22 protein-coding genes are annotated in these 24,320 nt (G+C 71.7%); 18 read left to right on the top strand and 4 right to left on the bottom strand.

Annotated features, from left to right (window positions below; translation table 11 throughout):
• Positions 1 to 37 precede the first annotated feature (37 nt).
• Positions 38 to 2,227 (top strand): transglycosylase domain-containing protein, encoded by a 2,190-nt coding sequence (locus ACFY2A_RS25710; protein ID WP_387175241.1) that lies wholly within the window; start codon positions 38 to 40, stop codon positions 2,225 to 2,227.
• 144 nt (positions 2,228 to 2,371) lie between these two features.
• Here the strand turns inward: ACFY2A_RS25710 and ACFY2A_RS25705 are convergent, their stop codons facing one another.
• The gene (locus ACFY2A_RS25705; protein WP_387175239.1) at positions 2,372 to 4,222 is read right to left on the bottom strand and encodes a thiamine pyrophosphate-requiring protein; all 1,851 of its coding nucleotides are present in this window, start codon (positions 4,220 to 4,222) and stop codon (positions 2,372 to 2,374) included.
• Positions 4,223 to 4,313: 91 nt separating this feature from the next.
• Positions 4,314 to 4,916: a DUF998 domain-containing protein gene (locus ACFY2A_RS25700; protein ID WP_387175237.1), complete on the bottom strand. Its 603-nt coding sequence runs from the start codon at positions 4,914 to 4,916 to the stop codon at positions 4,314 to 4,316.
• Positions 4,917 to 5,088: 172 nt separating this feature from the next.
• On the opposite strand from ACFY2A_RS25700, the gene ACFY2A_RS25695 reads away from it, so the two are divergent.
• The 8 genes from ACFY2A_RS25695 (at position 5,089) to ACFY2A_RS25660 (ending at position 13,833) form a co-directional block, all read left to right on the top strand.
• The gene (locus ACFY2A_RS25695; RefSeq protein ID WP_387175236.1) at positions 5,089 to 6,180 is read left to right on the top strand and encodes a DNA glycosylase AlkZ-like family protein; all 1,092 of its coding nucleotides are present in this window, start codon (positions 5,089 to 5,091) and stop codon (positions 6,178 to 6,180) included.
• 272 nt (positions 6,181 to 6,452) lie between these two features.
• Complete coding sequence (locus ACFY2A_RS25690) at positions 6,453 to 6,584, top strand: hypothetical protein (protein ID WP_275410415.1); 132 nt, start codon at positions 6,453 to 6,455, stop codon at positions 6,582 to 6,584.
• A gap of 82 nt (positions 6,585 to 6,666) precedes the next feature.
• The gene (locus ACFY2A_RS25685; protein WP_387175233.1) at positions 6,667 to 7,143 is read left to right on the top strand and encodes a glycine-rich domain-containing protein; all 477 of its coding nucleotides are present in this window, start codon (positions 6,667 to 6,669) and stop codon (positions 7,141 to 7,143) included.
• 4 nt (positions 7,144 to 7,147) lie between these two features.
• On the top strand, positions 7,148 to 7,888 hold the full coding sequence (locus ACFY2A_RS25680; RefSeq protein ID WP_363925261.1) for a hypothetical protein: 741 nt from the start codon (positions 7,148 to 7,150) through the stop codon (positions 7,886 to 7,888).
• Entirely contained in the window at positions 7,843 to 9,207 is a 1,365-nt protein-coding gene (locus tag ACFY2A_RS25675) for an MFS transporter (RefSeq protein ID WP_387175231.1), read from the top strand. Before ACFY2A_RS25680 ends, ACFY2A_RS25675 begins: the two co-directional genes overlap by 46 nt.
• Positions 9,204 to 10,664 carry a hypothetical protein gene (locus ACFY2A_RS25670; protein WP_387175229.1) on the top strand — a complete coding sequence of 487 codons (1,461 nt, stop codon included), beginning with the start codon at positions 9,204 to 9,206 and terminating at the stop codon, positions 10,662 to 10,664. The genes ACFY2A_RS25675 and ACFY2A_RS25670 overlap by 4 nt, the downstream gene beginning before the upstream one ends.
• A 149-nt stretch (positions 10,665 to 10,813) precedes the next feature.
• Entirely contained in the window at positions 10,814 to 13,066 is a 2,253-nt protein-coding gene (locus ACFY2A_RS25665; protein WP_387175227.1) for an ATP-binding protein, read from the top strand.
• A gap of 389 nt (positions 13,067 to 13,455) precedes the next feature.
• A complete protein-coding gene (locus ACFY2A_RS25660) occupies positions 13,456 to 13,833 on the top strand; it encodes a hypothetical protein (RefSeq protein ID WP_387175320.1) in 378 nt (125 codons plus the stop codon).
• A 15-nt stretch (positions 13,834 to 13,848) separates the two neighbouring features.
• Here ACFY2A_RS25660 and ACFY2A_RS25655 read toward each other — a convergent pair whose 3' ends face one another.
• Positions 13,849 to 14,373, bottom strand: coding sequence for a hypothetical protein (locus ACFY2A_RS25655; protein WP_363925265.1), 525 nt, complete (start codon positions 14,371 to 14,373; stop codon positions 13,849 to 13,851).
• 70 nt (positions 14,374 to 14,443) lie between these two features.
• Here ACFY2A_RS25655 and ACFY2A_RS25650 point away from each other — a divergent pair, with 70 nt between their 5' ends.
• Genes ACFY2A_RS25650 through ACFY2A_RS25625 form a run of 6 tightly spaced genes read left to right on the top strand, consistent with a single transcriptional unit; the run spans position 14,444 to position 19,538 of the window.
• Positions 14,444 to 15,307: a LysR family transcriptional regulator gene (locus tag ACFY2A_RS25650; protein ID WP_387175225.1), complete on the top strand. Its 864-nt coding sequence runs from the start codon at positions 14,444 to 14,446 to the stop codon at positions 15,305 to 15,307.
• Positions 15,304 to 15,849 carry an RNA 2'-phosphotransferase gene (locus tag ACFY2A_RS25645; RefSeq protein WP_387175223.1) on the top strand — a complete coding sequence of 182 codons (546 nt, stop codon included), beginning with the start codon at positions 15,304 to 15,306 and terminating at the stop codon, positions 15,847 to 15,849. Before ACFY2A_RS25650 ends, ACFY2A_RS25645 begins: the two co-directional genes overlap by 4 nt.
• 32 nt (positions 15,850 to 15,881) lie before the next feature.
• The gene (locus tag ACFY2A_RS25640; RefSeq protein ID WP_387175221.1) at positions 15,882 to 16,178 is read left to right on the top strand and encodes an ArsR/SmtB family transcription factor; all 297 of its coding nucleotides are present in this window, start codon (positions 15,882 to 15,884) and stop codon (positions 16,176 to 16,178) included.
• The gene (locus tag ACFY2A_RS25635; protein ID WP_387175318.1) at positions 16,178 to 16,564 is read left to right on the top strand and encodes a VOC family protein; all 387 of its coding nucleotides are present in this window, start codon (positions 16,178 to 16,180) and stop codon (positions 16,562 to 16,564) included. Before ACFY2A_RS25640 ends, ACFY2A_RS25635 begins: the two co-directional genes overlap by 1 nt.
• Positions 16,565 to 16,613: 49 nt before the next feature.
• A complete protein-coding gene (locus tag ACFY2A_RS25630; protein WP_387175219.1) occupies positions 16,614 to 17,471 on the top strand; it encodes a TrmH family RNA methyltransferase in 858 nt (285 codons plus the stop codon).
• 27 nt (positions 17,472 to 17,498) lie between these two features.
• The gene (locus ACFY2A_RS25625) at positions 17,499 to 19,538 is read left to right on the top strand and encodes a PucR family transcriptional regulator (protein WP_387175217.1); all 2,040 of its coding nucleotides are present in this window, start codon (positions 17,499 to 17,501) and stop codon (positions 19,536 to 19,538) included.
• 139 nt (positions 19,539 to 19,677) lie between these two features.
• Here ACFY2A_RS25625 and ACFY2A_RS25620 read toward each other — a convergent pair whose 3' ends face one another.
• Positions 19,678 to 21,033 (bottom strand): hypothetical protein, encoded by a 1,356-nt coding sequence (locus ACFY2A_RS25620; protein ID WP_363923999.1) that lies wholly within the window; start codon positions 21,031 to 21,033, stop codon positions 19,678 to 19,680.
• Positions 21,034 to 21,116: 83 nt separating this feature from the next.
• On the opposite strand from ACFY2A_RS25620, the gene murD reads away from it, so the two are divergent.
• From murD to ACFY2A_RS25605, 3 genes are all read left to right on the top strand, one after another.
• Entirely contained in the window at positions 21,117 to 22,466 is a 1,350-nt protein-coding gene (murD, locus tag ACFY2A_RS25615) for a UDP-N-acetylmuramoyl-L-alanine--D-glutamate ligase (protein ID WP_363924000.1), read from the top strand.
• Positions 22,467 to 22,638: 172 nt separating this feature from the next.
• On the top strand, positions 22,639 to 23,496 hold the full coding sequence (locus ACFY2A_RS25610; protein ID WP_387175214.1) for a hypothetical protein: 858 nt from the start codon (positions 22,639 to 22,641) through the stop codon (positions 23,494 to 23,496).
• Positions 23,497 to 23,503: 7 nt separating this feature from the next.
• A complete protein-coding gene (locus tag ACFY2A_RS25605) occupies positions 23,504 to 24,277 on the top strand; it encodes a hypothetical protein (protein ID WP_387175212.1) in 774 nt (257 codons plus the stop codon).
• Positions 24,278 to 24,320: the final 43 nt, after the last annotated feature.

Genomic DNA, 24,320 nt, shown 5'->3' with positions numbered 1-24,320 from the left:
TGGCCGGAAGGTGGCTTTCGCGGCAATCCTGGGGACCATGGCCACCCCTACGCCGCTGTCGCGGCTGTTCACCGTCGTGCTGGCCGGCGTGCTCGCCGGCCTGGTCCTGGCGGTCGCCGCGCTGCCGGGCAACCTGCTGCTCGGGTTCGCCGCGAAGGCGGCACTCGGCAACTACGCCGCGTTGCCCGACGCGTTGCGGACCCCGGCCACCCCGCAGCGGTCCTACCTCTACGCCAGCGACGGCAAGACGTTGATCACCACGTTCTACGACGTCAACCGGACCGACGTGGCGCTGGCGGAGATCGCGCCGGTGATGCGCCAGGCGATCGTGGCTGCCGAGGACCGGCGGTTCTACGACCACGGCGGGGTCGACCTGCGCGGCATGCTCCGGGCGGTGGTCAGCAACGTCACCGAGGGCACCGGGCAGGGCGGCTCGACGCTGACCATGCAGTACGTCCGCAACGTGCTCAAGACCGACCCGAGCCGCACCGCGGAAGAGCGGGCCGCGGCCACCGAACCGACCATCGGGCGCAAGCTCCAGGAGATCCGGTACGCCAACGCGTTGGAGCAGCGCCTCGGCAAGGACGAGATCCTCAACCGCTACCTCAACATCGCGTACTTCGGCTCCGGGGCGTACGGGGTGGCCGCCGCGAGCCAGCGCTACTTCTCCAAGGCACCGGCCGACCTGACCCTCGCCGAGGCGGCCCTGCTCGCCGGCCTGGTGCAGTCGCCGGAGGCGTACAGCCCGATCGACGGCGACGTCGACGCGGCGTTGGAGCGTCGGGGGTACGTGCTGGACTCCATGGTCGAGACCGGGGCGATCACCGCCGATCAGGCCGCCGAGGCCCGGGCCGAGAAGTTGACGCTGGACCCGAGCGAGCAGGCCAACGGCTGCGCCGCCACCACCAGCGGGCGTGACGGCTGGGGCTTCTTCTGCGACTACCTGCGCCGCTGGTGGGTCGCCCAGCCGGGGTTCGGCGACACCGTGGAGGAGCGGGAGCAGGCACTACGACGCGGCGGCTACCGCGTGGTCACCACGCTGGACCCGCAGACCCAGGCCACCGCGCAGCGCCAGGCCACCGGCATCTACGGCTACGACAACCCGCGGGCCGTGCCGATCGCCGCCGTCGAGCCGGGCACCGGTCGCGTCCTGGCGATGGCGGTCAACCGGCACTACAGCCTCGACAGCAACCCTGACGGGCAGGTCAACTACCCGAACACCGTCAACCCGTTGATTTCCGGTGGTGCCGGTGTCGCCGGCTACCAGGCCGGCTCCACGTTCAAGTTGTTCACCATGCTCGCCGCGCTGGAGTCCGGCCGGACCCTGTCCACCGGCTTCGACGCGCCCAGCCGGCTGCCCACCCGGTACGCCGCCGAGGGGGAGGGCAGTTGCGACGGCCGCTGGTGCCCGGCCAACGCCAACCCGGAGTGGATGGACGGCTACCGGATGATGTGGGACGGCTTCGGCCGTTCGGTCAACACCTACTTCGTCTGGCTGGCCGAGCAGGTCGGACCGGAGAAGGTGGTCGAGATGGCCCAGCGGCTGGGCATCACCTTCCGCGCCGAGTCCGACGCCGACTTCGCCGAGAACGACGCGGCCGACTGGGGCGCGTTCACCCTGGGAGTGGCCGCCACCACCCCACTCGACCTGGCCAACGCGTACGCCACGGTGGCGGCCGAGGGGACGTACTGCTCGCCGCTGCCGGTGGTGTCGGTGACCGCGCCGGACGGTCAGCGGCTGCCCGTCGGCGAGCCGGACTGTCGCGAGGTGCTCGACCCCGACGTGGCCCGCGCCGCCACCGATGCGGCGCGCTGCCCGGTGGGTCAGCAGTCCGCCTTCGGGCAGTGCAACGGCGGCACGGCAACCGCCGTGAACCGGATCCTCGACGGCCGCCCGGTGGCCGGCAAGACCGGCAGCTCCGACCAGGCCGCCACGGAGAGCTTCGTCGGGTACACCCCGCAGGTCGCGGTCGCCGGTATCGCCGCCAACCCGGACGATCCGACCGACTCCGTCGGCGCCGCCGTGCAGGCCCGGGTGATCGACGCGGTAGCCCGGATCATCGGCACGGCGGTCGAGGGCCAGCCGGCACAGGCGTTCACCCCGCCCAGCCGCGAACTCGTCGGCACCCCGCGCCGCCCGGTCGAACGCGACCCGCTCCCCGACCCCCGCCGCACCCCCGACAACCCCCTGACCGACTTCCGCCGCTGGCTCCAAAACCGCGGCTAACCCACCCACCCCGATGACCCCACCCCGATGACCCCCCCGTTGATCATGAGGTTGGCGGCAAGTTCGATCTCTGTGAGTGCCGCTAACCTCATGATCAACAGAGCGAAGCGGGTGAGGCGGGGTGGGGGTGGGGTGGGGGTGGGGTCAGGGGCGGCGGGGGCGGTAGGTGGTGACGACGCTGGGGATGCCGCGGCGAATGATGCCGGCCCAGTCGGTGTCGCCGCGCAGCATCGCGGCGGCGGTCTTGCGGGCCTGTTCGGCGGTGAAGTGTGGGGGCATCATCAGCTCGGCGGGGTCGACCAGCGCGTTGATCACCGTGGGGCGATCGGCGCGCAGGGCCCGGTCCCAGACGTCGGCCACCTGATCCGGGTGGTCGACCAACTCGCCGCGCAGGCCCAGCACCTCACCCCAGCGGTGGTACGCGATGTCGGGCAGTTGCTGACTGTCCGGGAACATCGGGGTGCCCTCGGTGGAGCGCTGCTCCCAGCTGACGAAGGCCAGATCCCGGTTGTTGAGCACCAGCACCACGAACCGGGGATCGGCCCAACCCTGCCAGTACTTCGCCACCGTGATCAGCTCGTTGACCCCGTTCATCTGCATCGCGCCGTCGCCGATCAGGGCCACCAGCGGGCGGTCCGGGTGGGCGAACTTGGCCGCCAGGGCGTACGGCATGGCACCGCCCATGGACAGCAGGGTGCCCGACAGGCTGGCCAGCATCCCCGGACGCACCTTGACGTGCCGGGCGTACCAGGCGGTGGTCGTGCCGCAGTCGACGGCGATCATCACGTCGTCGGGCAGGCGTTCGCTGAGCCTGGCGAAGAGCAACTGCGGGTTGACCGGTTGGGCGTCCTGCTCGGCCAGTTGCCGCTGTGACTGCCGCCATGCGGCGGTGGCCCCGGCGATGGTCTCCCGCCAGCGGGTCGGCCCCGGTCCCGGGCCGAGTGCGGCCAGCAGCGCCCGCAGGGTCGGTGCGGCATCACCGGTGAGGTTCACCTCCGTCGGGTAGCGAAGACCGAGCTGGGTGCCGTCATGGTCGATCTGCACCGCCCGCGCCTGCCCGGGTGGCGGGTAGAACTCCGAGTACGGCATGTTGCTGCCGACGATGAGCAGCCGGTCGCACTGGTTCATCAACTGCCAACTGGGTCGGGTGCCGAGCAGTCCGATGGCGCCGGTCACCCACGGCTCCCGGTGGTCCACGGTGGTGAACCCGAGCAGCGCCGTCGCCACGCCCGCGCCAAGGCGGTGGGCGATCTCGCGTACCTCGATCTCGGCGCCGAGCGCACCCTGACCGACCAGCATGGCCACCCGCTCGCCGCTGCCCAGCACCTCGGCGGCGTGCCGGATGTCCGCTTCCGGCGGCACGGTCGGGCCGCTGCTCGGCACGCTGCTGGTGTGGTAAAAGCCGTGCGCGTGCGGCGGGTCGGGCACCGCCGGCAGGTCCTGCACGTCGAGCGGCAGCACCAGGGCGGTGACGGTACGCCGGGCCAGCGCCGTCCGGCACGCCCGGTCCACCAGGTGGCGTACCTGGGACGGGTGGTCGAGTTGGGCCAGGAACGCCGCCGCCACGTCCTTGTAGAGGGCGAGCAGGTCCACCTCCTGGTAGTAGCCGCCGCCCTCGGCGGTGAGCGCGGTGTGCCCGACCAGGGCGACCACCGGCTGGTGATCCAGTTTCGCGTCGTAGAGACCGTTGAGCGCGTGGATGGCGCCGGGACCGCTGGTCACCAGCACCGCACCGAGCGGCCCACCGCCGTACTTGACGTGTGCCGAGGCGGCGAACCCGGCGGTCTCCTCGTGCCGCACCTGGACGAACTGCGTCTGCTCGGTGGTGCGTTGCAGGGCCGAGGTCATCCCGTTGATGCCGTCGCCGGGGAAGCCGAAGTAGCGGCGTACGCCCCAGCAGGCGAGCCGCTGCACGATGTGGTCCGCGACCGTGGCGTCGCGGGGCAGCGGCCACGGGTCGGCCGGCACGAGCGTGCCGACGTGGTCTGCGCTCATCGGTGCGCCTTTCCGGGTCGGGCTGCGAACGGAGTGGCCCGGCATCCCCGGCCCGACCAGAACGAAACCACCCAATCGGGACATGTTCCGGTCAGCCTGGCCGCAGGGCCAGCCAGACGAAGAGTGCGACGAGCCAGCCCCACCCGGTGACGATGACGGCGCGCTGGATGAGGCCGAGGCGCGGCGAGGTCTGCTCCCACGCCCTGCCGAACCAGCCGAACCCGATGAACAGGGCGAGGGCGAGACCACCTGAGACGACTCTCCAGGCCATCCCGGGCAGGGTGAACGCACCGGCTGCCGCGGCGACCGGCAGGGACAGGAAGACGACGGCCCCGGCGAGATCGTGGCGCCGATGCGCAGTGCTGTGTTGCTCCGGTATCCCGGTCGGAGCGCCCGGCGGGTAGCCGAGCATCGGATCCATCCGGAACACCCCGGACGCGACGAGGCCGAGCCCGAACACCGTGAGGACCACACCGATCAGGACGCTCGGACCCGCGACGACCAGTCCGAGCGAGGCCACGGTGATCGCGGTGCCGGAGACGATGAAGTTGGTTGTCTGGACCCAGCCTCGTCGGCCCAGCGCCAGGGCACTGACCGGATGACGCACCGGTGAGTAGTCCGGCCGGCTCCCGCCGTCGACGAGGAACACCAGCACGAACAGCGCGGCACCGGCGGCACCCATCCACAAGGTCACGCGAGCCTTCTTCCCGAGGCGGGCCGGAATCCCCGTCGGCTCAGTACACCCGTCGAGCCGGCGGCGGGCCCAGTGCCGATGGTCATGCGGCCCGTCGTGCCCGGCTGGGGTGGCCACCGCGCGGGGCGGTCGCGTCCCACCCGGCGACGCTCCGCTGGGTAGGGTCGGCGGCATGGTCGTTCATCGACTGACGCGGGACGAGGCCCGGCGGATCGCGATCCGGGCCCAGTTGCTCGCCGCGCCGCGCCCGAGTGACCTGGTGGAGGTCGTCGAGCGTCTCACGATTCTGCAGCTCGACCCGACGGCGGCCATCGCGCCCAGCGCCGATCTCGTGCTGTGGAGCCGGCTTGGTCCGGCCTACGATCCCGCGCACCTGACCAGGGCGATCGAGGTCGAGCGCAGCCTGGTCGAAACCGTCGCCTACATCCGGACACCGGGTGACCTGCCGGCCGTGATCGCCGAGGCCCGCGCCGTGACCCATCCGTCCGCCCGAGCCTGGTTGGAGCAGAACGCGTCGTTCCGCCGGGACATTCTGGCGGCGCTGGCGGCGAACGGACCACTGTTGTCCCGGGATATTCCGGACACCAGCGTGGTGCCCTGGCCGTCGAGCGGCTGGACCAACAACCGCAACGTCACCAAGATGCTCGAACTGCTGGCGCGACATGGCCAGGTGGCGATCGCCGGCCGTAAGGGGCGGCAGCGCTACTGGGATCTGCCCGAGCGGGTGTACCCGGTCGAACTGCCCGACCTCGATCCGGACGAGGCGGCCCGGCGGCGCGACGAGTGCCGGCTCGCCGCGTTGGGCATCGCCCGGTCCGGTGGCACGCTGACCCCGGGTGAGTCGCCGTTCGTCGGTGCCGCGGGGGAGGAGGCCGTGGTCGAGGGCGTGCCCGGGACCTGGCGGGTCGACCCGGCGTACCTCGGGCTGCCGTTCGAGGGGCGCACCGCGCTGCTGTCGCCGTTCGACCGGCTGATCCACGACCGGGTACGCACGGAGCAGTTGTTCGGCTACGAGTATCTCCTGGAGATGTACAAGCCTCGGGACAAGCGTCGGTGGGGCTACTTCGCCCTGCCCGTACTCCATCATGACCGGCTTGTCGGCAAGCTCGACGCGACCGCCGACCGCAAGGCGGGCGTCCTCGTCGTCAACGCCCTGCACGAGGACGTCCCCTTCACCCGGGCGATGACCGCCGAGGTCGACGCCGAGATCGAGGCTCTCGCAACCTGGTTGGGTCTGACGACCACCCGATCCCAGGCGGTGTAGTCGCCGCCAGCATCACGCCGGCCGGCCCTGGCCCTGGCCCTGGCCCTGGCCCGGTACCGCGTGACCGCTCCCGCACGCTGCGGTCCAACCGGGACCTGCCGGTCAACTGCCGGTCAATCTCCTGGATGACCCCAGGGCGTGCAAATAGCGTTCCTGGTAACCGCTGCGGGTGACATTTCTGTCAACGGGACCCTCTCGCAACGGGCCATCCAACACCTGTTCGTGCCGACCGGTCAGCGACCTCGGTGCGGGCAACAGGAAGGGAGAGCGCAATGTCGGAGATCACTGAGGTCGTGGAGACCGAAATCACCGAGCAGGCCACCCCCGAGGTCGAGGACTCGGCCGAGGCCGCCGAGGTCCGCCAGCCGTCGACCCGCGTGATGTGCTGCGACCAGGCTGTCTGACGCGAACCGGTGGTCCGGGTCGGCGCTGCCGGCCCGGACCACCGCCGCACGATCCGCTCGACCGATCGAGATTGGCTGCGACATGACCGAAATCGTCGTCAAACCCGCCGAGGAACTTCGCTGGGAGGTTCCCCACGACACCTCCGCCAACCGGATCGCCGACCTCGCCGAGGTGCGGCGGTACATCGACGCCATCGACTTCGGTCCGCTCAAGCACCGGCTCACTCAGGGACGCGACGTACTGGGCAGTGAATGGAGCCCGGCACGTGCGGACTACTACGAGCGGCTCTACAAGAACTGGCTGTACCTACGTCGTCGGTACGAGGGTGAACTGTTACCGCCGCACATCGACATCGACGAGTTCTGGCACGGGCACATCCTCGACACGCACGCGTACTTCGCCCATTGTGACCGGATCTTCGGTTACTACTTCCACCACTTTCCCTACTTCGGCACCCGTGGGTCGGCCGACCGGACGAACCTCTCGAACGCCTGGCAGCAGACCCAGGACCGGTACCACGCCGAGTTCGGCGAGTACATCTACGACTTCGTGGAGTAGAACGGTGACGTCGGACCCGCTGGTGTGCTACGTCCACATCAACAAGAACGCCGGCAACAGCATCATCGAGGCGTTGCTGAACAACTACCCCGGCCAGTTCCGGCAGTACCTCGTGTCCGGCCGGAGAAGCAACGGGGGGCCGGGGGCCAAAACCGTCGACAGTCCGGACGAGGACGTGCGGCAGATCGTCTCGGAGATCGTCGAGAACCAGCACCGCCATGACGCGATCGCACTCAACCTGCCGGTCGGCGTCCACCGCAGGATCGGTCGACCGGTCCGGTACGTCACCATGCTGCGCGAGCCGGTCGACCGTTGCGTCTCCTACTGGTACTGGGCGTACCGCAAGCGCGACACCGGCAATCTCTGGGCCGCCCTCCAGGCCGGATTGCCCGACGGAGTGGCCGGGCTGCCGCTGCAGTTCCGTGACGACCAGGTGCGCTTCCTGTCCGGCACGACGAACGTCGAGACCACCGACGACGACCTGGCGCTGGCGAAGAAGGCCGTCGAGGAACACTTCGCCTTCGTCGGTACGGTCGAGCGGTTCGCCGAGTGCCAGGCCCGGCTCGGCGAGATGTTGTCCTGGAAACGGCCGGCCACGTTCCACCTGAACAGCGGCGACCGTGGCGACCACCGGCTGCTGCCGCCCGAGGCCATCGACATCTTCCGTGCCGCGAACACCCGGGATATGGAACTCTATCAATGGTTGACGCGAAGCTACCTGCCGTCGGTTCTCGGGCGGACCTGACCGGCGGCACGTCCACCCCGGCCAACGTCACCCCGCCGAGCGAGCCGCGCGTCGAACGCCTCGCCATCGTGGCGAACATGGTCATCGTCCCGCTCTGTTTCGCCACCGGACGACTCAGCGCGGACCTCGTCCAGCTGTACGGCGTGCAGACACTCGGCCTCACGCCGGCGCAGGTCGGCACGGCGTTGGGGTTGCTGGTGCTGAGCGTGCCCGCGCAGCTGCTCGCGGTGCGGCTGCCCCGGCGTCTCGGTTTCCGACGGACGATGCGGCTCGGATACGCGGGCGTGCTGCTCCTGCTGGTGCTGCTGGCCGCGGTGCCGGAGCTGAGCCGGTGGGGGACAGCGGCCGTGTTCGCGGCGTTCGTGGCGGTGCTGCTCGCCATCGAGGTGGCGATCTCGGTCAGCTGGGGTGTGGCGTGGCACCCGTGGATGCGGGCACTGGTGTCACCCGGTCGTCGACCACGGTTCGTCGCCCGGATGCAGTTCGCCACCCAGATCCTGAACGTGGTGCTGCTGCTCGGCTTCGGCCTGCTTGCGGGCGCCGTCGTCGACCGCAACGAGTACCGCATCCTCCTCGGGGTGCTTGCGGTGCTGCTGATCGTGTCGATCACGACGCTGGGCCGCATGCCACGCACGCCGGTGCCGGGCGGCGCGCACCCGCAGGCCCTCGGCGAGCTGCGCGCCGCCGCCACCGGCCTGGTCGCCGACGGCCCGCTCCGTCGGCTCAGCGTCATCTTCCTACTCGACACGGTGCTGGTGACGCCGCTGCTGGCGATCTACGCCGTGCTGCACCTCGGCATCCCCGCCGGCACCGTGGCGGTGATCCTCGCGGTACGCGGACTGGCCGCGCCGATCAGCCTGCTGGTCTGGAGTCGGGCCGCGCACCGGCTCGGCACGTACCGCCTCATCGTCTACACCATGGCCGGGACGGTGCTCACCCGCCTGCTGTGGGTCTTCGTGCCGACGACCGAGGGCACGGCGAGCGGGGCGAGCGTCGCCTGCTTCGCCGGCATCGTCGTCGTGTCCGCGGTCTGCGCCGCCGGCTACGGCAACGCCAACCTGACCACCTGGTACGACGCGGTGCCGGACCACCACTCCCGCGCGATGTTCACGCTGCGCGACGTGATCGCCTCGTCCAAGCTTCAGCTCTACTCGGCGGCCGGCGGCGCGGTGCTGGCCGCGACCGCCACCCTCGGCGCCGCCTCGTACGGCCCGATCCACGTCGACGCCTACAAGCTACTGATGCTGGCCGGTGTGCCGGTCGCGGTGGCGATCGCGATGCTGTCGCGGCGGGCGCAAGCAGAAGGGCCATCCCGATGAGTACCCACCCCCTGATCGAGTCGCTGCGGCCCCCGGTGGCCACGATCCTGGACACGCTCGCCGCCGCCGAGGCGCGGTACTGCCTCGGCGAGGCCACCACGTTCGAGCCAGCGAAGATCCACGCGGCGTGGCCGGAGGTGTTCCGGTCGGAGACGGTCGACGCGTTGCGGGCCGCCGGCATCGCGGAGGATGCCGGGCGCCCCTTCGTCGCTCTGGTGCTCCAGGCGCTGATCGAGGCGGAGACCACTCGGCTGCACGCCCGCATCGCCGAGCGGGAGAAAGCAGTCACCGTCACCGACGCCAGCGGCGCACACGTCGATCTCGCCCGCGCTCGACGTCTCGCGGCACGCGACGCCACGGCCCCGCGACACCACCTGCACGAGCTGTACGAGCTGTACGACCGCGAGGTCGCTCCGCTGTGGCTGGAGGCGCAACAGCGGCGGCTGGCCGTCGTCACCGCGGCCGGCTACCGGGATCTGATCGACTACGCCGACCGGGTGCAGCGGCACGACCTCGGTCGGCTGGAGCGCGAGGCGCGGGGATTCCTCGACGCGACCCGGGCACGGTACGAGTCGATCTGGCGTCCCCTGTTCGCCGCCGGCTCCTTCACGGTCGCCCAGCTCATCGGCGCGGCGCGCACCACCTTCGCCGACCCGGTGGACCTGGCGACCTGCCTGCCGCTGCTGCACGCCCTGGTCGGCGAGCTGGGGCTGGAGTTCACCCCGCGGATCCGGCTCGACCTGGACGCCCGCCCCGGCAAGGTGCCCGGCGCGTACTGCCTGCCGGTGCGGGTGCCCGACGACATCGTCGTCGCCGTGTCGGCCGCCGGCGGCGTGGGCGACTGCCGACCGCTGTTCCACGAGGTCGGGCATGCGCTGCACTTCGCGTACACCGGCCCGGAACTGCCGGTCGACGGCCGCCGGATGGGCGACGAGGGACTGGTCGAGGGCTGGGGCGTGGTCACCGAGAACATGTTCCTGCATCACGGCTGGCTCCACCGGTCTTTCCCCGCACGCACCGCGGCGGCCCTGGGCCACGACACCGCACAACGACTGTTGATCGTCACCCGCGCCCAGTGCGTCCGGCTGCTCTTCGCCGTCGACGCCGCCCGCCGTCCGGCTGCCCCGGCGGAACTGCGGTCCCGGTACGACCAGTTGGCGGCCGAGCACCTCGGCGCGCGACCCGGACCGATCGAGTACCTGGACGTGCTCTGCGGCGATTTCGTCAGCGCCACCCGGCTGCGCTCCTGGGAGTTCGGCACCTCCCTCGCCGAGCTCCTCGCGCACGAGATCGGTCCGGACTGGCCGGGCGACCCACGGGCCGGACGGTGGCTGCGCGAGCACTGGCGGGTCGGGGTCACCCACACCGCGGCCGAGGCGATCGACCGGTGGGCCGCGCCGCCGGTGAGCCTGGACGCGGTGGCGGAGAACCTGACCGACAGCATGCTCAACTCCTGACGACCCGGGCTGCCCGCACGCCATCCCGGCCGTCGGGCCACGGCTCGACAACGGCAACGCCATCCAGTAGAAACCATCACCGGACATCCATTTCCCCGTCGAGAGGCCGACCGGTCCACTTCGGACCGATAAGCCATGAGTGGATGGGCATGGCCCGGTTTAGTCAGATGGTGACGGCCCACCGGCGACGGCTCGGGTTGACCCAGGAGGATGTCGCGGCCGCCACCGGCCTGGCCGTACGCAGCATCCGGGACGTGGAGAGCGGGCGGGTGGCCCGTCCGCGCGCCTCGACCGTCCGGTTGCTCGCCGAAGCGTTCAACCTGTCCGCCGCCGACCGGGTCCACTTCATCCACGCCGCCGACCCCGACCTGGCCGGGCCGGCGGGGGAACGACCACAGCAACTGCCGCTGGCGGTACCGGGTTTCGTCGGCCGCTGCGCCGAACTGGAGATCCTCGACTCCGGTCGTCACCCGGAATCGGCGAAGCGGACGGCGGTGGCCATCTTCACGATCTCCGGGATGGCCGGGGTCGGCAAGACCGCGCTCGCCCTGCACTGGGCGCACCGGGCCGCCGGCTGGTTTCCCGAAGGTCAGCTCTACGTCAATCTCCGCGGCTACGACGAGGCCGATGTCGTCGATCCGAGCGACGCCCTGCGCGGCTTCCTCGAGGCGCTCGGCGTGCCGACCACCGGCATACCGGCCAGCCTGGAGGCCCGCGTCGGACTGCATCGCAGCCTGCTGGCCGACCGTCGCATGCTGCTGGTGCTCGACAACGCGCGCGACACGGCGCAGGTCCGGCCGCTGCTGCCCGGTGCCGGCGGCTGCGTGGTCGTGGTGACCAGCCGGGACGAACTGTCCGGGCTGATCGCGGCGGAAGGCGCGCACCCGATCCGGCTGAACGTGCTCACCAGCACCGAGTCGATGAGTCTGCTCGCCAGTCGGCTCGGCGCCCACCGGCTGGCCGCCGAGCCGACCGCCGCGGCGGACATCATCGACTCGACCGGCCGGCTGCCACTCGCGTTGTCGATCGTGGCGGCGCGAATGGCGTTGCACCCAGGCTTCCCGCTCGACGCCTTCGCCGCCAGCCTGCGCCCCGACGAGGCGATGCTCGACGCGCTGGCCGACGGCGACGTACGAGCCGTCTTCTCCTGGTCCTACCTGGCGCTGAGCCGGCCGGCGGCCCGCCTGTTCCGCCTGCTGGGGTTACACCCCGGCCCGGATCTGACCGCCGAGGCCGCGGCGGCGCTCACCGGGGAGACCCCGGCGAGCGTCGGGTCGTCGTTGCGGGAGCTGACCCGGCTGCACCTGCTGGCCGAGCACCTGCCCGGCCGGTACGCCTTCCACGACCTGCTCCGGGCGTACGCGGCCGAACTGACCCGATCGACCGGGGAGGCCGACGAGTCGCGGGAGGCCCGTCACCGGCTGTTCGACTACTACCTGCACAGCTCCTACCCGGCGGCGGTGCTGCTCCAGCCACAGTGGCCGGCGATCGACCCGGTCCCCGCGGTGCCGTCGAACGTCAGGTCGCCGTCGGAGGACCACGATGCGGCGCTCGGCTGGTTCGCGGCGGAGCACCAGGTGCTGCTGCGGGCGGTGCGCCAGGCCGCGGAGACCGGCTTCGAGGCGTACGCCTGGCAGTTGGCCTGGGCGCTGACCACGTTCTTCGCCCCGCGCGGTCTCTGGCAGGATCAGCGCGCGGCCCAACAGGTCGCCCTCGCCGCGGCCGAACGCGTCGACGACCTCGCCGGTCAGGCCGTGGCGAACCGCCTGCTGTCCCGCGCGGAGACCCGCCTCGGCGACCTCGACGCCGCGGAGAAGCGGCTGCTGCGCGCCCTGGAGTTGCACCGGCAACTCGACGACCCGACCGGCCAGGCGCTGACGCTGCACAACCACGCCGAGGTCTGCTACATGCGGGGGCGACCCGAGGAAGGGCTGCGCCACGGTCAGGAAGCGCTGCGGCTGTACCGGTCGGTCGGCAACCGTGCCGGGGAAGCCCGGGCCCTGAACGCGGTCGGCTGGCTCTACGCCGCCACCGGGGACTACCCACGGGCGATCGAGAGCTGCACCGAGGCGCTCGCCCAGCAACGGGCCAGCGGCGACCACAACGGCCAGGCGGCGACGCTGGACAGCCTGGGTTTCGCCCACGCCCGGCTGGGCGAGCACGATCGGGCGGCCGACCGCTACGAGGAGGCCATCGCGCTGTTCCGGGAGTCCGCGGACCGCTACCACGAGGCCGAGACCCTGCAGCGGCTCGGTGAGGCGCGCGAGGCGACGGGCGACGTCACCCGGGCCGTCGACGCCTGGCGACGAGCGGCGCAGATTCTCGACGATCTCGGTGACCCGGCGGCCGAGCACGCCCACCGCGTCCTGTCGCGCCTGACCACCACCCTGACCGCCCGCTGACCGCCGCGCTGCCTGGGCGCAACGGCGCGACGGACGCGCTGCGCGCGCGACGGACGTGCTGTGCGCGCGGCGGACGTGCTGTGCGCGCGGCGGACGTGCTGTGCGCGCGGCGGACGTGCTGTGCGCGCGGCGGACGTGCTGTGCGCGCGGCGGACGTGCTCGCGGGTTGCGGCTGTGCTCGCGTGTCGCGTGTCGCGGGTCGCGTGTGTGATCGCGGGTTGCGGCATCTTGGGGTTTCAGCGGAGCGGGAAGGCGCAACATGCCGTATCTCGCGAGCATGGCCGCTCATCGGATGGCCAGCGTCGCGGCTCGGGTCTGTGGGCTCCGGTTCGCGGGTTCGTACATGCGCTTCATGCTCGTGGTTCGCCGGTTCGCGCTGGCGGGTTGCGCTGGCGGGTTGCGGCATCTCGGGCTATCAGCGGAGCCGGAAGGCGCAACATGCCGCAACCCGCGAGCGTGGCGGCCGGACGGCGGCCAGCCGGCGCGTCGGTGCGGGCAGCGGCGAGGCCCCGCACAAACCGCTGCGACCGATGTGGTGCTGCCGGGCCTGCGGGCAGCCGTGGCCGTGCGGCCTGGCGCGACTGCGCCTGCGGACGGAGTACGACGCCGACCGCCCCGGGCTGTCGATCTACCTGGCCGGCCTGATGTACGAGGCCATGCGCGACCTGTACCACCTCGACGCCCACGACGCTCCCGAGCCGGGGGTGCTGTTCGACCGGTTCCTCGCCTGGGCGCGCCGTCGGCCTGCGGTCGACCCGCCGACCTGACGCGCAGGCGGTTTCTCAGGGGCGGGCCGGGCTCGCGGTGCGCAGCGAAGCGACGATGTGGCGCTCGGCATCGGCCCAGGTGGGCGTGGGCCGGCCGTAGGCGGGCACCGATCGGCGCTGGGGTCCGAAGAAGTACTGGTGGGCGACGGCGCCCCGGATGGCGGCGTGCACCTCGCGATGGTCGTCGACGAAGTGGGTGAGCGCCAGGTCGAGGCAGTGGGCCCGCTTGTCGGCCCGCGCGCGGCAGAACCGGACGTGGTCGTGGGGTATGCCGCTGCGTCGGTGGAAGTCGTGGGCGGCGAGCCAGCGCAGGGTACGGGCCTGGACGCGCGGGCCGCACTTGGAGACCAGCCACACCCGGCCGCCGAACTGGGGGACGAGGCGGGCGATGGTCTCGACGGCACCGGGCACCTCGGGGGTGGCCAGCATGGTCGCCTCGTCCCCGCTGAAAAAGGCGGTGTCGCCGCCGCCCGGGTGGGCGGGGCCGTCGATGATGACCCGGCCGATGTCGATGCCGAGCCGAGGATGGGTATCCGTCATGGGACTCAGAATGCGACGCGCTGGCCCGAGGTGGAACTATTGTTTGGCATCGCCTCTATAGTTCAGAGCTATGGATGAGCGAGACCTGCTGGAAGCCGACGCGGTGCGCTCGTTCGCGGTCTTCGCCGAGCACCGCAACTTCACCACCGCCGCGCAGGAGCTGCACATCAGCCAGCCCTCCCTGCACGTGAAGATCCGGAAGCTGGCCGCCGCGCTCGGCGTCGAGCTGTACGAACGCGACGGTCGCCGGCTGACGCTGACGGCCGCGGGTGAACGTCTTGCCGCGTACGCGCTGGACTCCCGCCGACGGGCCGAGGAGTTCCTGCGGGAGCTGCACGACGAGTCCGCGCCGACGCTGACCATCGCGGCCGGGCGGGGTGCGCTGCGGTGGGTGATCGGCGAACCGATCCAGCGCGTCGGGCGCCAGGGGCGGCGGGTACACGTGATCACCGCGGACCGGGACGCGGCCCTCACCGCCGTCACCAGCGGGCGGGCCGATCTGGCCGTGGTCGCCCACGATCCGCCCGGCCGGCAGATCGAGGCGAGGCAGATCGCCGCCTATCGACAGGTACTCGTCCTCGGTGACGGGCACCCGCTCGCCGCGCGCCGGCAGGTCCGGCTCGGCGATCTCGATGGCCTGGATCTCGTCGTACCCCCGGCCGGGCGCCCGCACCGCAGGGCGCTGGACCGCGCCCTGCTCGACGCGGGTGTGCGCTGGCAGGTCGCCGCCGAGGTCGACGGGTGGGACCTGCTGGTGCACCTCGCCGCGTTGGGGGTCGGAGCCACCGTGGTCAACGGCTGTGTCGGGCTTCCCGACGGTCTATGTGCGGTCCCGATCCACGGCCTGCCGGAGATCCGGTACTGGGCCACCTGGCGGCCACCTCGACGGGCCGTGGTGCAGGACCTGCTCGACCAGTTCGGCACCGGCCCGTGACCGACCGGCTCACCTCCGCCAGCAGGTTCCTCGCGTACGTGCTCCGACACCACCCGGACGCCGTCGACATCGCCCTGGATGAGGGCGGGTGGGTCGAGGTGGAGGTGCTGCTCGCCGCGCTCGCCCGGCACGGCCGTCCGGTCACCCGGCAGGTGCTGACCGAGCTGGTCGCCGGCACCGACAAGCAGCGTTTCGAGCTGCACGCCGGGCGGATCCGGGCCGCGCAGGGCCACTCGATCGCTGTCGACCTGCGCCTCGAGCCCGTCGTGCCGCCGTCGCTCCTCCATCACGGCACGGTGGCTCGCCACCTGCCCGGCATCCGTGCCGAGGGACTGCGACCACGTGGCCGTACCCACGTCCACCTGTCGGTGGACCGGGAGACCGCCGCCACGGTCGGTGCCCGGCGTGGTGACCCGGTCGTGCTGACCGTGGACGCGGCCGGCATGCACCGCCACGGGTTCGTCTTCTACCGGGCCGTCAACGGTGTCTGGCTCACCGACCACGTCCCACCCCGCTGGATCATCGTCGGCGGGTCGGCTTGACAGGCAAGTAGCCACTTGCCTATAATTGTGTCGTGGACGCAGACCCTGACCTGTTCAAGGCCATCGGTGACGCGACGCGCCGCACGATCCTGGACGAGTTGGTCGACCGGGACGGTCAGACGCTCTTCGAGATCTGCGGCCGACTGACCATGAAACACAGCCTGACCTCCTCGCGCCAGGCCATCTCACAGCACCTCGCGGTGCTCGAACAGGCCGGCCTGGTCCGCACCCGGCGACAAGGCCGGTACAAGTTCCACCACATCGACACGAGCCCGCTGCGTTCGATCGTCGAGCGGTGGCCCATCGACCGAGAGGCACCAGACACGTGATCCGTATCCACGTCACAAGCGTGTTCGTCGACGACCAGGCCAAGGCGCTCGCCTTCTACACCGAGAAGCTGGGGTTCACCAAGAAGACCGACATGCCCGCCGGCGAGTACCGCTGGCTCACCGTCGTCTCACCGGCCGACCCCGACGGCGTCGAGCTGCTGCTGGAACCGGCCGGCCACCCGGCGGTGGGTCCGTACCGACAGGCCCTGGTCGCCGACGGCATTCCGGTCACCTCGTTCGTCGTCGACGACGTGTATGCCGAGGTCGAGCGACTCAAGGGACTGGGCGTCGAGTTCACCCAGGAGGCGACCGACATGGGCCCGGTGGTCACCGCCGTGCTCGACGACACCTGCGGCAACCTGATCCAGATCGCCACCATGAAGTAATCCTCCCGCCGATTCTGCCGGACGATCACATCGCAGGTGCCGGCGTACCGTGGGCACCTGCGATGTCGGGTGTCGGGGGGTCCGGCAGAATCGGCGGGTGCCCGTCCACCTGATCACCGAGCCCGGCGACGAGCGGATCGCCGACTACCGGGCGCTTACCGACGTCGAGCTGCGTACCCGCTGGGAGCCGCCGCACGGCCTGTTCATCGCCGAGGGTGAGCTGGTGCTGCGGCGGGCGCTGCGGGCCGGCTACCCGGCCCGGTCCTTCCTGGTCGACGCCAAGCGGGTCGACCAGCTGGCCGACCTCGACACCGGCGACGCCCCGGTGTACGCCGCCACCCCCGACGTGCTGCGCGAGGCGACCGGATTCCACGTGCACCGGGGGGTGCTCGCCTCGTTCCGGCGCAAGCCGCTGCCGACCGCCGCGGAGGTGCTCGCCACCGCCGGTCGGGTGGTGATCCTCGAGGACGTCAACAACCATACGAACCTGGGTGCGATCTTCCGGGCGGTGGCGGGGCTGGGGGTGGACGCCGTGCTGCTCTCGCCGACCTGCGCCGATCCGCTCTACCGGCGCAGCGTACGGGTCAGCATGGGTGAGGTCTTCGCCGTGCCGTACGCGAAGCTGGAACCGTGGCCGACGGCGCTGGCCGACGTGCGGGCCGCCGGGTTCACCGTGCTGGCGATGACGCCCGCGCCCGACGCGGTGCCCATCCAGCGGCTGGACCCGGCCCAGCGGTCCCGGGCCGCGCTGCTGCTCGGTGCCGAGGGTGCCGGGCTGACCGGCGCGGCGATGGCCGCCAGCGACGCACGGGTGGTGATCCCGATGCGACGTGGCGTGGACTCGCTGAACGTCGCCGCCGCCACCGCCGTGGCCTGTTGGGAGCTGGGCCGCGACGACCCGCTCTGAGCGGCTGCCGGGAGACCCCGGCAGCCGTTGCGGCACCGTCGAGCATCCCCCCGGGTCACGGACGGTAGCGTGTCGCGGGTGTTCCCTACCGTGCGTGAGGTCCTCGCCCTGGACCCGGTCCGCCACGGCGCGCCACGCCTGGTCGCGGCGGAGGCCGGGCTGGACCGTCGGGTGCGCTGGGTGCACGTCGCCGAGGTACCCGACATCGCCACCCTGCTCGGTGGCGGCGAGCTGGTCCTCACCACGGGTATCGGACTGCCGAGCGACGACGCCGGGCTGCGGGCCTTCATCGGTGACCTGGCCGGCGTCGGTGTCTCCGGGCTGGTGGTCGAGTTGGGCCGGCGTTACCTCGACGGCGTACCCCGGGTGATGGTGGCCGCCGCCGAACGGCACGGGCTGCCGTTGGTGGAGCTGCGCCGGGCCACCCCGTTCGTGCGGATCACCGAGGCGGTGCACGCCCTGATCGTGGACGCCCAGCTCACCGAGCTGCGGGCCACCGAGGAGATCCACCAGCGGTTCACCGAGCTGTCGGTGGAGGGCGCCGACCCGGGGGAGGTGGTCCGGCAGGCCGCCGAGCTGTCCGGCTGCCCGGTGGTGTTGGAGAACCTGTCCCGCCAGGTGCTGGCGTACGACCCGGCGGGGGAGAACGCCGAGCTGCTGCTGGACGGGTGGGAGCAGCACTCACGGCGGATCCGGCCCGAGGGCCGCACGGCGTACGACCCGGACCGGGGCTGGCTGGTCACCATGGTGGGTGCCCGAGGGCAGGACTGGGGCCGGTTGTTGCTCCGCTGGCCGCCCGGTGGTGACCTGGCCGGTGGGCAGCCGTTGCCGGCGTCGGTCGACGGGCGGTCGGTCCCGGTGCTGGACCTTGGGCGGGCCGTCGCGGCCCCCGCCGGGCGCGGCGGCTCGTCCTCGGCGCCGCCGACCAGGCTGACCATCCTCGTGGAGCGGGCGGCGTCCACGCTCGCCCTCGGCCGGCTGATCCGACGGGACGCCGAAGGGCTGGAACGTCAGCTTCACCGGACCCTGCTCACCGCTCTGCTCGACCACTCCTGGCCGGTGGACGAGGTGGCCCTGCGGGCACGGGCGCTCGGGGTGGTGCTGGAGCGCCGTCATCTCATCGGCGTGGTGGTCCGCCATCGGACCGACAACGGCGGCGAGGACACCGCGCGCCACCGACAGTCGGCGGGAGGCGGGCCGCTGATCGAGCCGGGACACCCCGGCGAGGCGCTCGACCACGTCCCGGACACCGGGCCGGTCCGGTTGCGCGACCTCGCCGAGGCCGTGGGACAGGCGCTACGCGAGGCCGGTCTGACCGGGCTGACCAGTGCGGTGGACGACCAGACGGTGGGCGTCCTGCTCGCCCTGCCCGATGCGGCAGCGGAGGAGCGGGCATTGTCAGCATTCGCCGCCGCGCTGCGCCGGTCCCGACCCGACCTGCCCGGTCGCTCCGACCTGCCCGGTCGCTCCGACCTGCCCGGTCGCTCCGACCTGGCTGGTCGCGCTGACCTGTCTGGTCGTGCGGACCTGCCTGGTCGGGCTGACCCGCGGGGGCGCCCCGGAGCGTCCAGCCGTTCCGACGACGCGCCGGCACCCAGTGCTGGCCGACGGTCCGTCGCCGGGCTGCTGATCGCCGCCGGATCCGGCGTGGGCAGCCTGCGGGAGGCACGCCGGTCGCTGATCGAGGCTCGTCAGGTCGCCGACGCGGCCCGCCGGGATCGACGTGACCTGCCGATCTTCCGGCTGCCGCACGTCGGGTTGGCCGGGCTGCTGCACCTGTTGCGCGACGAGCCCCGGGTGCAGACCTTCGTCGAACGGCAACTCGGCGCGCTGCTGGCCTACGACGCGCAGCATCCCCGGGAGCAGTTGCTCGGTACCCTGCGGGCCTACCTGGAGCAGGGCCGGAACAAGTCGGCGGCGGCAGCCGCCGCGCACCTGTCCCGCCCGGCGTTCTACGAGCGGCTGGCCAGGATCGGCCGGATCCTCGACGTCGACCTCGACTCGGTCGACGCCTGCCTCTCCCTCCACGTGGCCCTCCTGGCCCTGGACGCCATCCGCACCCCCTGAGCACCCCACCCCCCACCGGCCGGCCCCCACCTGCCGTGTTGATCAAGAAGTTTGCGTCATTTTCGATCTCCCTGAGGACCAAAACCTCTTGATCAACGCCGAGAGGATGGGGGTGGGGGTGGGGTGGGGTGGGGTGGGGTTAGGGAGTGAGGGTTTGGAGGGTTTTCTGGTAGGTGGGGGGGATGTGGTGGTTGGCGGCGGCGGGGGTGAAGGTGTCGGAGGTGGCGGCCGTCGCCCACGCGCTGTCGGGGACGGCGGCTACGAGGGCGGTGACCACCGGGGTGTCGCGCCAGTCGGGCTGCTGGGCGAGCAGGCTCAGCGCGACCACCGACTCTTCCACCTCGCCTACGCACTCGAAGGGCTTGTGGCCGTCGATGCCGAGCAGTTCGCGGTAACCCGGGATCTGTGCCTCGTCGGCGAGCAGGTCGCCGCCGAAGATGTGGGTGATCCGCTCACGGGGCATGAACGGAGCCATGGCCAGGAACACGAAGCGGCACTTGGGGCAGTCGCGGCACCACCGCTCGCTGGCGTCGCGGAGCTTGAACGCGGCGTTGCAACTGGTGACCACGTCGTCGTAGCGGTCGATGCCGGCGAACAGCCGGGCGATGTGCAGCTCCGACAGCGGGCGCAGCAGCGAGAAGTACGGTTCGGCCAGCCCGGCGTGCTCCGCGAGGGCCGCGCGGAGCAGCCCCTCGGCTTCGACGCCCTTGGACCACTGGTGGTTGATCTCGTGACCGTTCCAGATCAGGTTCGGGTCCGAGGCCGAGCGCTCGTTGGACATCACCACCGGGCCCAGGCCGTGCAGCACCGCCGTGGCGACCGCGATCAGCGAGTTGATCGCGGTGACCGGGATGTGCCCGTTGCGGGCGCCGGCCGCGTTCAGCTCGAACAGCACCGGGTCGATGCGCCGCCGGGCCGCGAGCGCGGGCAGCCCCGACGCCGCGTTCACCGCGTTGATCACGTGGTTCGGGTTGACCGAGAAGGGCACCGGGTCGAGACCGGCCCGGCGCAGCGCCTCCAGGCTGACGATCGAATCCTTGCCGCCGCCCACCGCCGACAACGGACGACGGTCGGAGTTGTCGTACTCGGCGGCCGGCTTCACCCGCCCGTCGGGCACCCGCGGGGCCAGCTCCAGCACGTGCGGCAGCTGGTTGCGGTACGCGTACTCGGCGAGGCCCTTGGTGTAGACGGCCGTGACGAACTCGACGGCGGCCGGGCCGAGCGGTGCCGGCAGCACCAACTGCCCCGGCGCGGCCGTCTTGTAGTAGCTGACCCCGGCCACCACGTGCAGCAGCTCCAGCACCCGGCCCAGCGCCGCCACGGCGGCGTCCGACGGGGACTCCTCCGGCACCGGCAACGTGACCACCTCGGTGAACCGTTGCTCGCCGTCGGGCCCGGTCAGGGCGTAGTCGAACAACGCCTCGCCGGTGGACAGGTCGATCGAGTAGGACGGGAAGGTGAAGGCGTCCATCCGCGCCAGCTGCGTGTTGAGCACACGCCATACTAGGCCCTGGTTCGTCCGGCCGTGCCCGGCTCGGCCGGACCGTGCCGTGCCGCCGTCGTACCCGAGGAGAGCCTGTGCGCCTGTCTGACCTGCGCGGACGTAAAGTCGCCGTCTGGGGGGCCGGCCGGGAGGGCCGGGCCGCGGTGACCGCCATCGCCGCCCACGGCCCGGCTGACCTCGTGGCCGTCGACGACAGCGCGAACTTCCTCACCCTGCCCTGGGACGGACCCCTGGCGGAGGCCGCCCCACTGGTCACCGGCGACGAGGGCTTCGCCCGGCTGGCCGCGGCCGACGTGGTGGTCCGCTCGCCGGGTGTGCCGCAGACGCACCCCTGGCTGATGGAACTGCGACGCCAGGGCGCGACGGTCACCCAGGGCACCTCGCTGTGGATGGCCGACCACGGCGACCGCACCATCGGGGTGACCGGCAGCAAGGGCAAGAGCACCACGTCCAGCCTGATCAGCCACCTGTTGGCCGCGGTGGACCGGCCGAACGTGTTCGGCGGCAACATCGGCGTGCCGACGCTGGACCTGCCGGAGGCGGAGCTGTACGTGCTGGAGCTGTCCAGCTACCAGTGCAGCGACCTGACCGACTCGCCGCGGGTGGCGGTGGTCACCGCGCTGTTCCCCGAGCATCTCGACGCGCACGGTGGCGAACGGGAGTACTACCGGGACAAGCTCAACCTGCTCGCGTACGGGCCGCGCACCGTGGTGGTCAACGGCGCGGACCCACGGCTGGCGTTCGAGCTGGGCGACCGCGCGGCGGTACGCGCCGGCACCGCCGACTCGGTCAACGTCGCCACCGGCCCGGACGGTACGCCCTGGTTCCACCGGGTCGACCAGCCGCTCTTCCCCCGGGCGGTGCTGCCGCTTGTCGGTCGGCACAACGAGGGCAACCTCTGCGTGGCCCTGGCCGTGCTCGACGCGCTGGGCATCGACCTGGTCGACCGCAAGGACGCCCTGGCCGTGGCGGTCGCCGAGTTCCAGGGACTGGCCCACCGGCTGACCGAGATCGCCGACCCGTCCGGCCTGACCTTCGTCGACGACACCCTGGCCACCAGCCCGTACGCGGCCATCCACGCCATCGACGCGTACGACGGGCGGCCGTTGACCGTGATCGTCGGTGGCAACGACCGGGGGGTCGACTACACGCCCCTGCGCGAGCACCTGGCCGAGCGGGAACTGACCGTGATCGGCATCCCGGACAGCGGCCCGCGGATCATCGGGGCGCTCGACGGGCTGCCGAAGGTACGCACCGAACTCGTCGACGACCTCACCGACGCGGTCCAGCTGGCCCGCCAGGTGACTCCGGCCGGCGGAGTGGTGCTGCTCTCGCCCGCCGCACCCAGCTACGGCCGCTTCCGCAACTTCGAGCACCGCTCCGAGGTCTTCGCCGAAGCCATCCGCACCACCGCCCCCGCCTAACACCCCCATCCACCCCCATCCACCCCCATCCACCCCCGCCCTCCCATCGTTGATCATGAAGTTGTTGCCACTTTTCGTCCGATTTCGGGGCAACAACTTCATGATCACGGCGGGCATCGGGGTGTGGTTGGGGGGTTTTACGCTGAGGGGAGTCGGTAGCTGGAGGTGGTTGATGGTTCAACTGCTGCGTCGTCCGGGTACCGGCCCGCGTGCGCATGCGGTCGGCGTCGCGCGGCTGATGGCGCACACCGACCCGGTCGCACTTATCGGTGTCGCCCTGTCGATCTCGCTCTCCGTTACGCTCGACCTGACCGGCGCCGCCACCGGCGTGGAGTCGCTGCTGGCCGGTCTGATGGGCATCACCATCTCGTTGCTGGTGGACTCCATGGCCCGGGCCGAGCGTCGGTTCCACCTGCGGGTGCTGCTGGCCGGCCCGCACTGGCTGGTGCGGGCGATCCCGGAACTCGCCACCGCCGCGACCGAGGCGGTGGACCGCCATCCGGGCACCCGGGTCGCCGAGGAGGCCCAGCGCCGGTTCGAGCGGTTCCACGCCGACCTCGCGCAACTCCGGCAGGGACGCATCATCCGGCCCGGCGAGGACTACCAGGACATGCTCGCCGCCACCCGGGACTGCGTAGGAGAGTTGGAGGCGCTGTCCAACGTGCTGCCTCGGCTGGCCTGGTGGAGCAGCGACATTGGCCGGCGGTACTGGTCGGAGAACCTTGCCGCGCTGGCTCGTGGGGTGCGGATCACCCGGATTTTCACCTATGCCGAGTTCTTCGACGAGTTGGCGGAGCTGGTGGCGACACAGCGGCGGGCGGGCGTACGGGTCGGTCTGCTGTCGACAGTCGCGGTCCCCGCCGACCTGCACGTCAACCTGATCCGCTGGGACGGCACAGCGTGCTGGACGGCGGGCATGAGCCCGCACGGGGAGATCAACGAGAACCGGTTCTCGGTGAACGCCGCCGACGTTGCCCGGGCCGGCGAGGCGTTTCAGATGTGCCTCAGCCGGGCCACCTTCGACACCTAACGACAGGATGACCGCCCAGGGCGTACTGCTGGTGACCGCGGTGGTCTGGGCGGTGACCCTGATCCGTCCGGTCCGGTGGCGGGCCCTCGTGGCCGCGCTGCCGCTGCCCATGACGGCCGCGCTGCTGGCCACCGGTCACACCGTCGACGGCGCGCAACTCGTCGGGGTGGTGGGGCTCAACCTGTTCTTCGGCGTCGTGGCGCTGACGCATCACCGGTTCCGTTGGCCGATTCTGCTGGCCGACCTGGCGGGGGTCGCCGGCTACCTCGCGCTCGCGGTGGCGCTGCGCCCGGTCGCGCTGCCGTTCTGGCCGACGCTGGCCGCCACGGTCGCCCTCTGGCTGCTCGCCATGCTGGTGCTGCACCGCGTCCCCGCACCCGACCCACCGACGGGACACGCTGCGCGGATGCCGGCGGTGGCCCGGCTGCTGCTGGTCCTCGCCGGTGCGGTGCTGACCGGGCTGCTCGGCCAGGTGCTGCGGGGGCTGGTGGTGACCTTTCCGTACGCCGGGGTGCTGGTCGCCGTCGAGGTGCGGCGGGACCTGCCGGTCTTCTGCCGCCACTTCGCCGGCAACAGCCTGGCGCTGCTCGGGTTCCTGGTCGGGGTCCGCCTGGGCCAGGACGTCTCGGCCGCGGTGGCGCTCGTCGCCGGCTGGGCGGGCTTCGGACTGGTCGCGGCGGCGCTGCACCTTCCCCGGTACCGGGACGGAAAACATCGCTCAGCTGCTCGTTCGGCTACCGGAAGCGTGGCGACACCGCGTGACAGCGACGGAAAGCGTTGACGTGTTGTCAACGATCCCGGGTCATCGCCGGACAGTCTGACAC

It is taken from the genome of Micromonospora sp. NPDC000442 (genome assembly GCF_042898635.1).
In the GTDB taxonomy this organism is placed as follows: domain Bacteria; phylum Actinomycetota; class Actinomycetes; order Mycobacteriales; family Micromonosporaceae; genus Micromonospora.
Note: the sequence above shows the minus strand (reverse complement) of the source record. Positions and strands in the feature narration are given on the sequence as shown.

What these genes read in the sequence shown, in the direction of transcription:
- ACFY2A_RS25605 (WP_387175212.1), top strand. Translation starts at nt 23,504, where the DNA reads ATGACCGCCCAGGGCGTACTGCTGGTGACCGCGGTGGTCTGGGCGGTG.
- ACFY2A_RS25675 (WP_387175231.1), top strand. Translation starts at nt 7,843, where the DNA reads ATGGTTGACGCGAAGCTACCTGCCGTCGGTTCTCGGGCGGACCTGACC.
- ACFY2A_RS25685 (WP_387175233.1), top strand. Translation starts at nt 6,667, where the DNA reads ATGACCGAAATCGTCGTCAAACCCGCCGAGGAACTTCGCTGGGAGGTT.
- ACFY2A_RS25695 (WP_387175236.1), top strand. Translation starts at nt 5,089, where the DNA reads ATGGTCGTTCATCGACTGACGCGGGACGAGGCCCGGCGGATCGCGATC.
- ACFY2A_RS25665 (WP_387175227.1), top strand. Translation starts at nt 10,814, where the DNA reads ATGGCCCGGTTTAGTCAGATGGTGACGGCCCACCGGCGACGGCTCGGG.
- ACFY2A_RS25690 (WP_275410415.1), top strand. Translation starts at nt 6,453, where the DNA reads ATGTCGGAGATCACTGAGGTCGTGGAGACCGAAATCACCGAGCAGGCC.
- ACFY2A_RS25670 (WP_387175229.1), top strand. Translation starts at nt 9,204, where the DNA reads ATGAGTACCCACCCCCTGATCGAGTCGCTGCGGCCCCCGGTGGCCACG.
- ACFY2A_RS25610 (WP_387175214.1), top strand. Translation starts at nt 22,639, where the DNA reads ATGGTTCAACTGCTGCGTCGTCCGGGTACCGGCCCGCGTGCGCATGCG.
- ACFY2A_RS25655 (WP_363925265.1), bottom strand. Translation starts at nt 14,373, where the DNA reads ATGACGGATACCCATCCTCGGCTCGGCATCGACATCGGCCGGGTCATC.
- ACFY2A_RS25710 (WP_387175241.1), top strand. Translation starts at nt 38, where the DNA reads ATGGCCACCCCTACGCCGCTGTCGCGGCTGTTCACCGTCGTGCTGGCC.
- ACFY2A_RS25650 (WP_387175225.1), top strand. Translation starts at nt 14,444, where the DNA reads ATGGATGAGCGAGACCTGCTGGAAGCCGACGCGGTGCGCTCGTTCGCG.
- ACFY2A_RS25705 (WP_387175239.1), bottom strand. Translation starts at nt 4,222, where the DNA reads ATGAGCGCAGACCACGTCGGCACGCTCGTGCCGGCCGACCCGTGGCCG.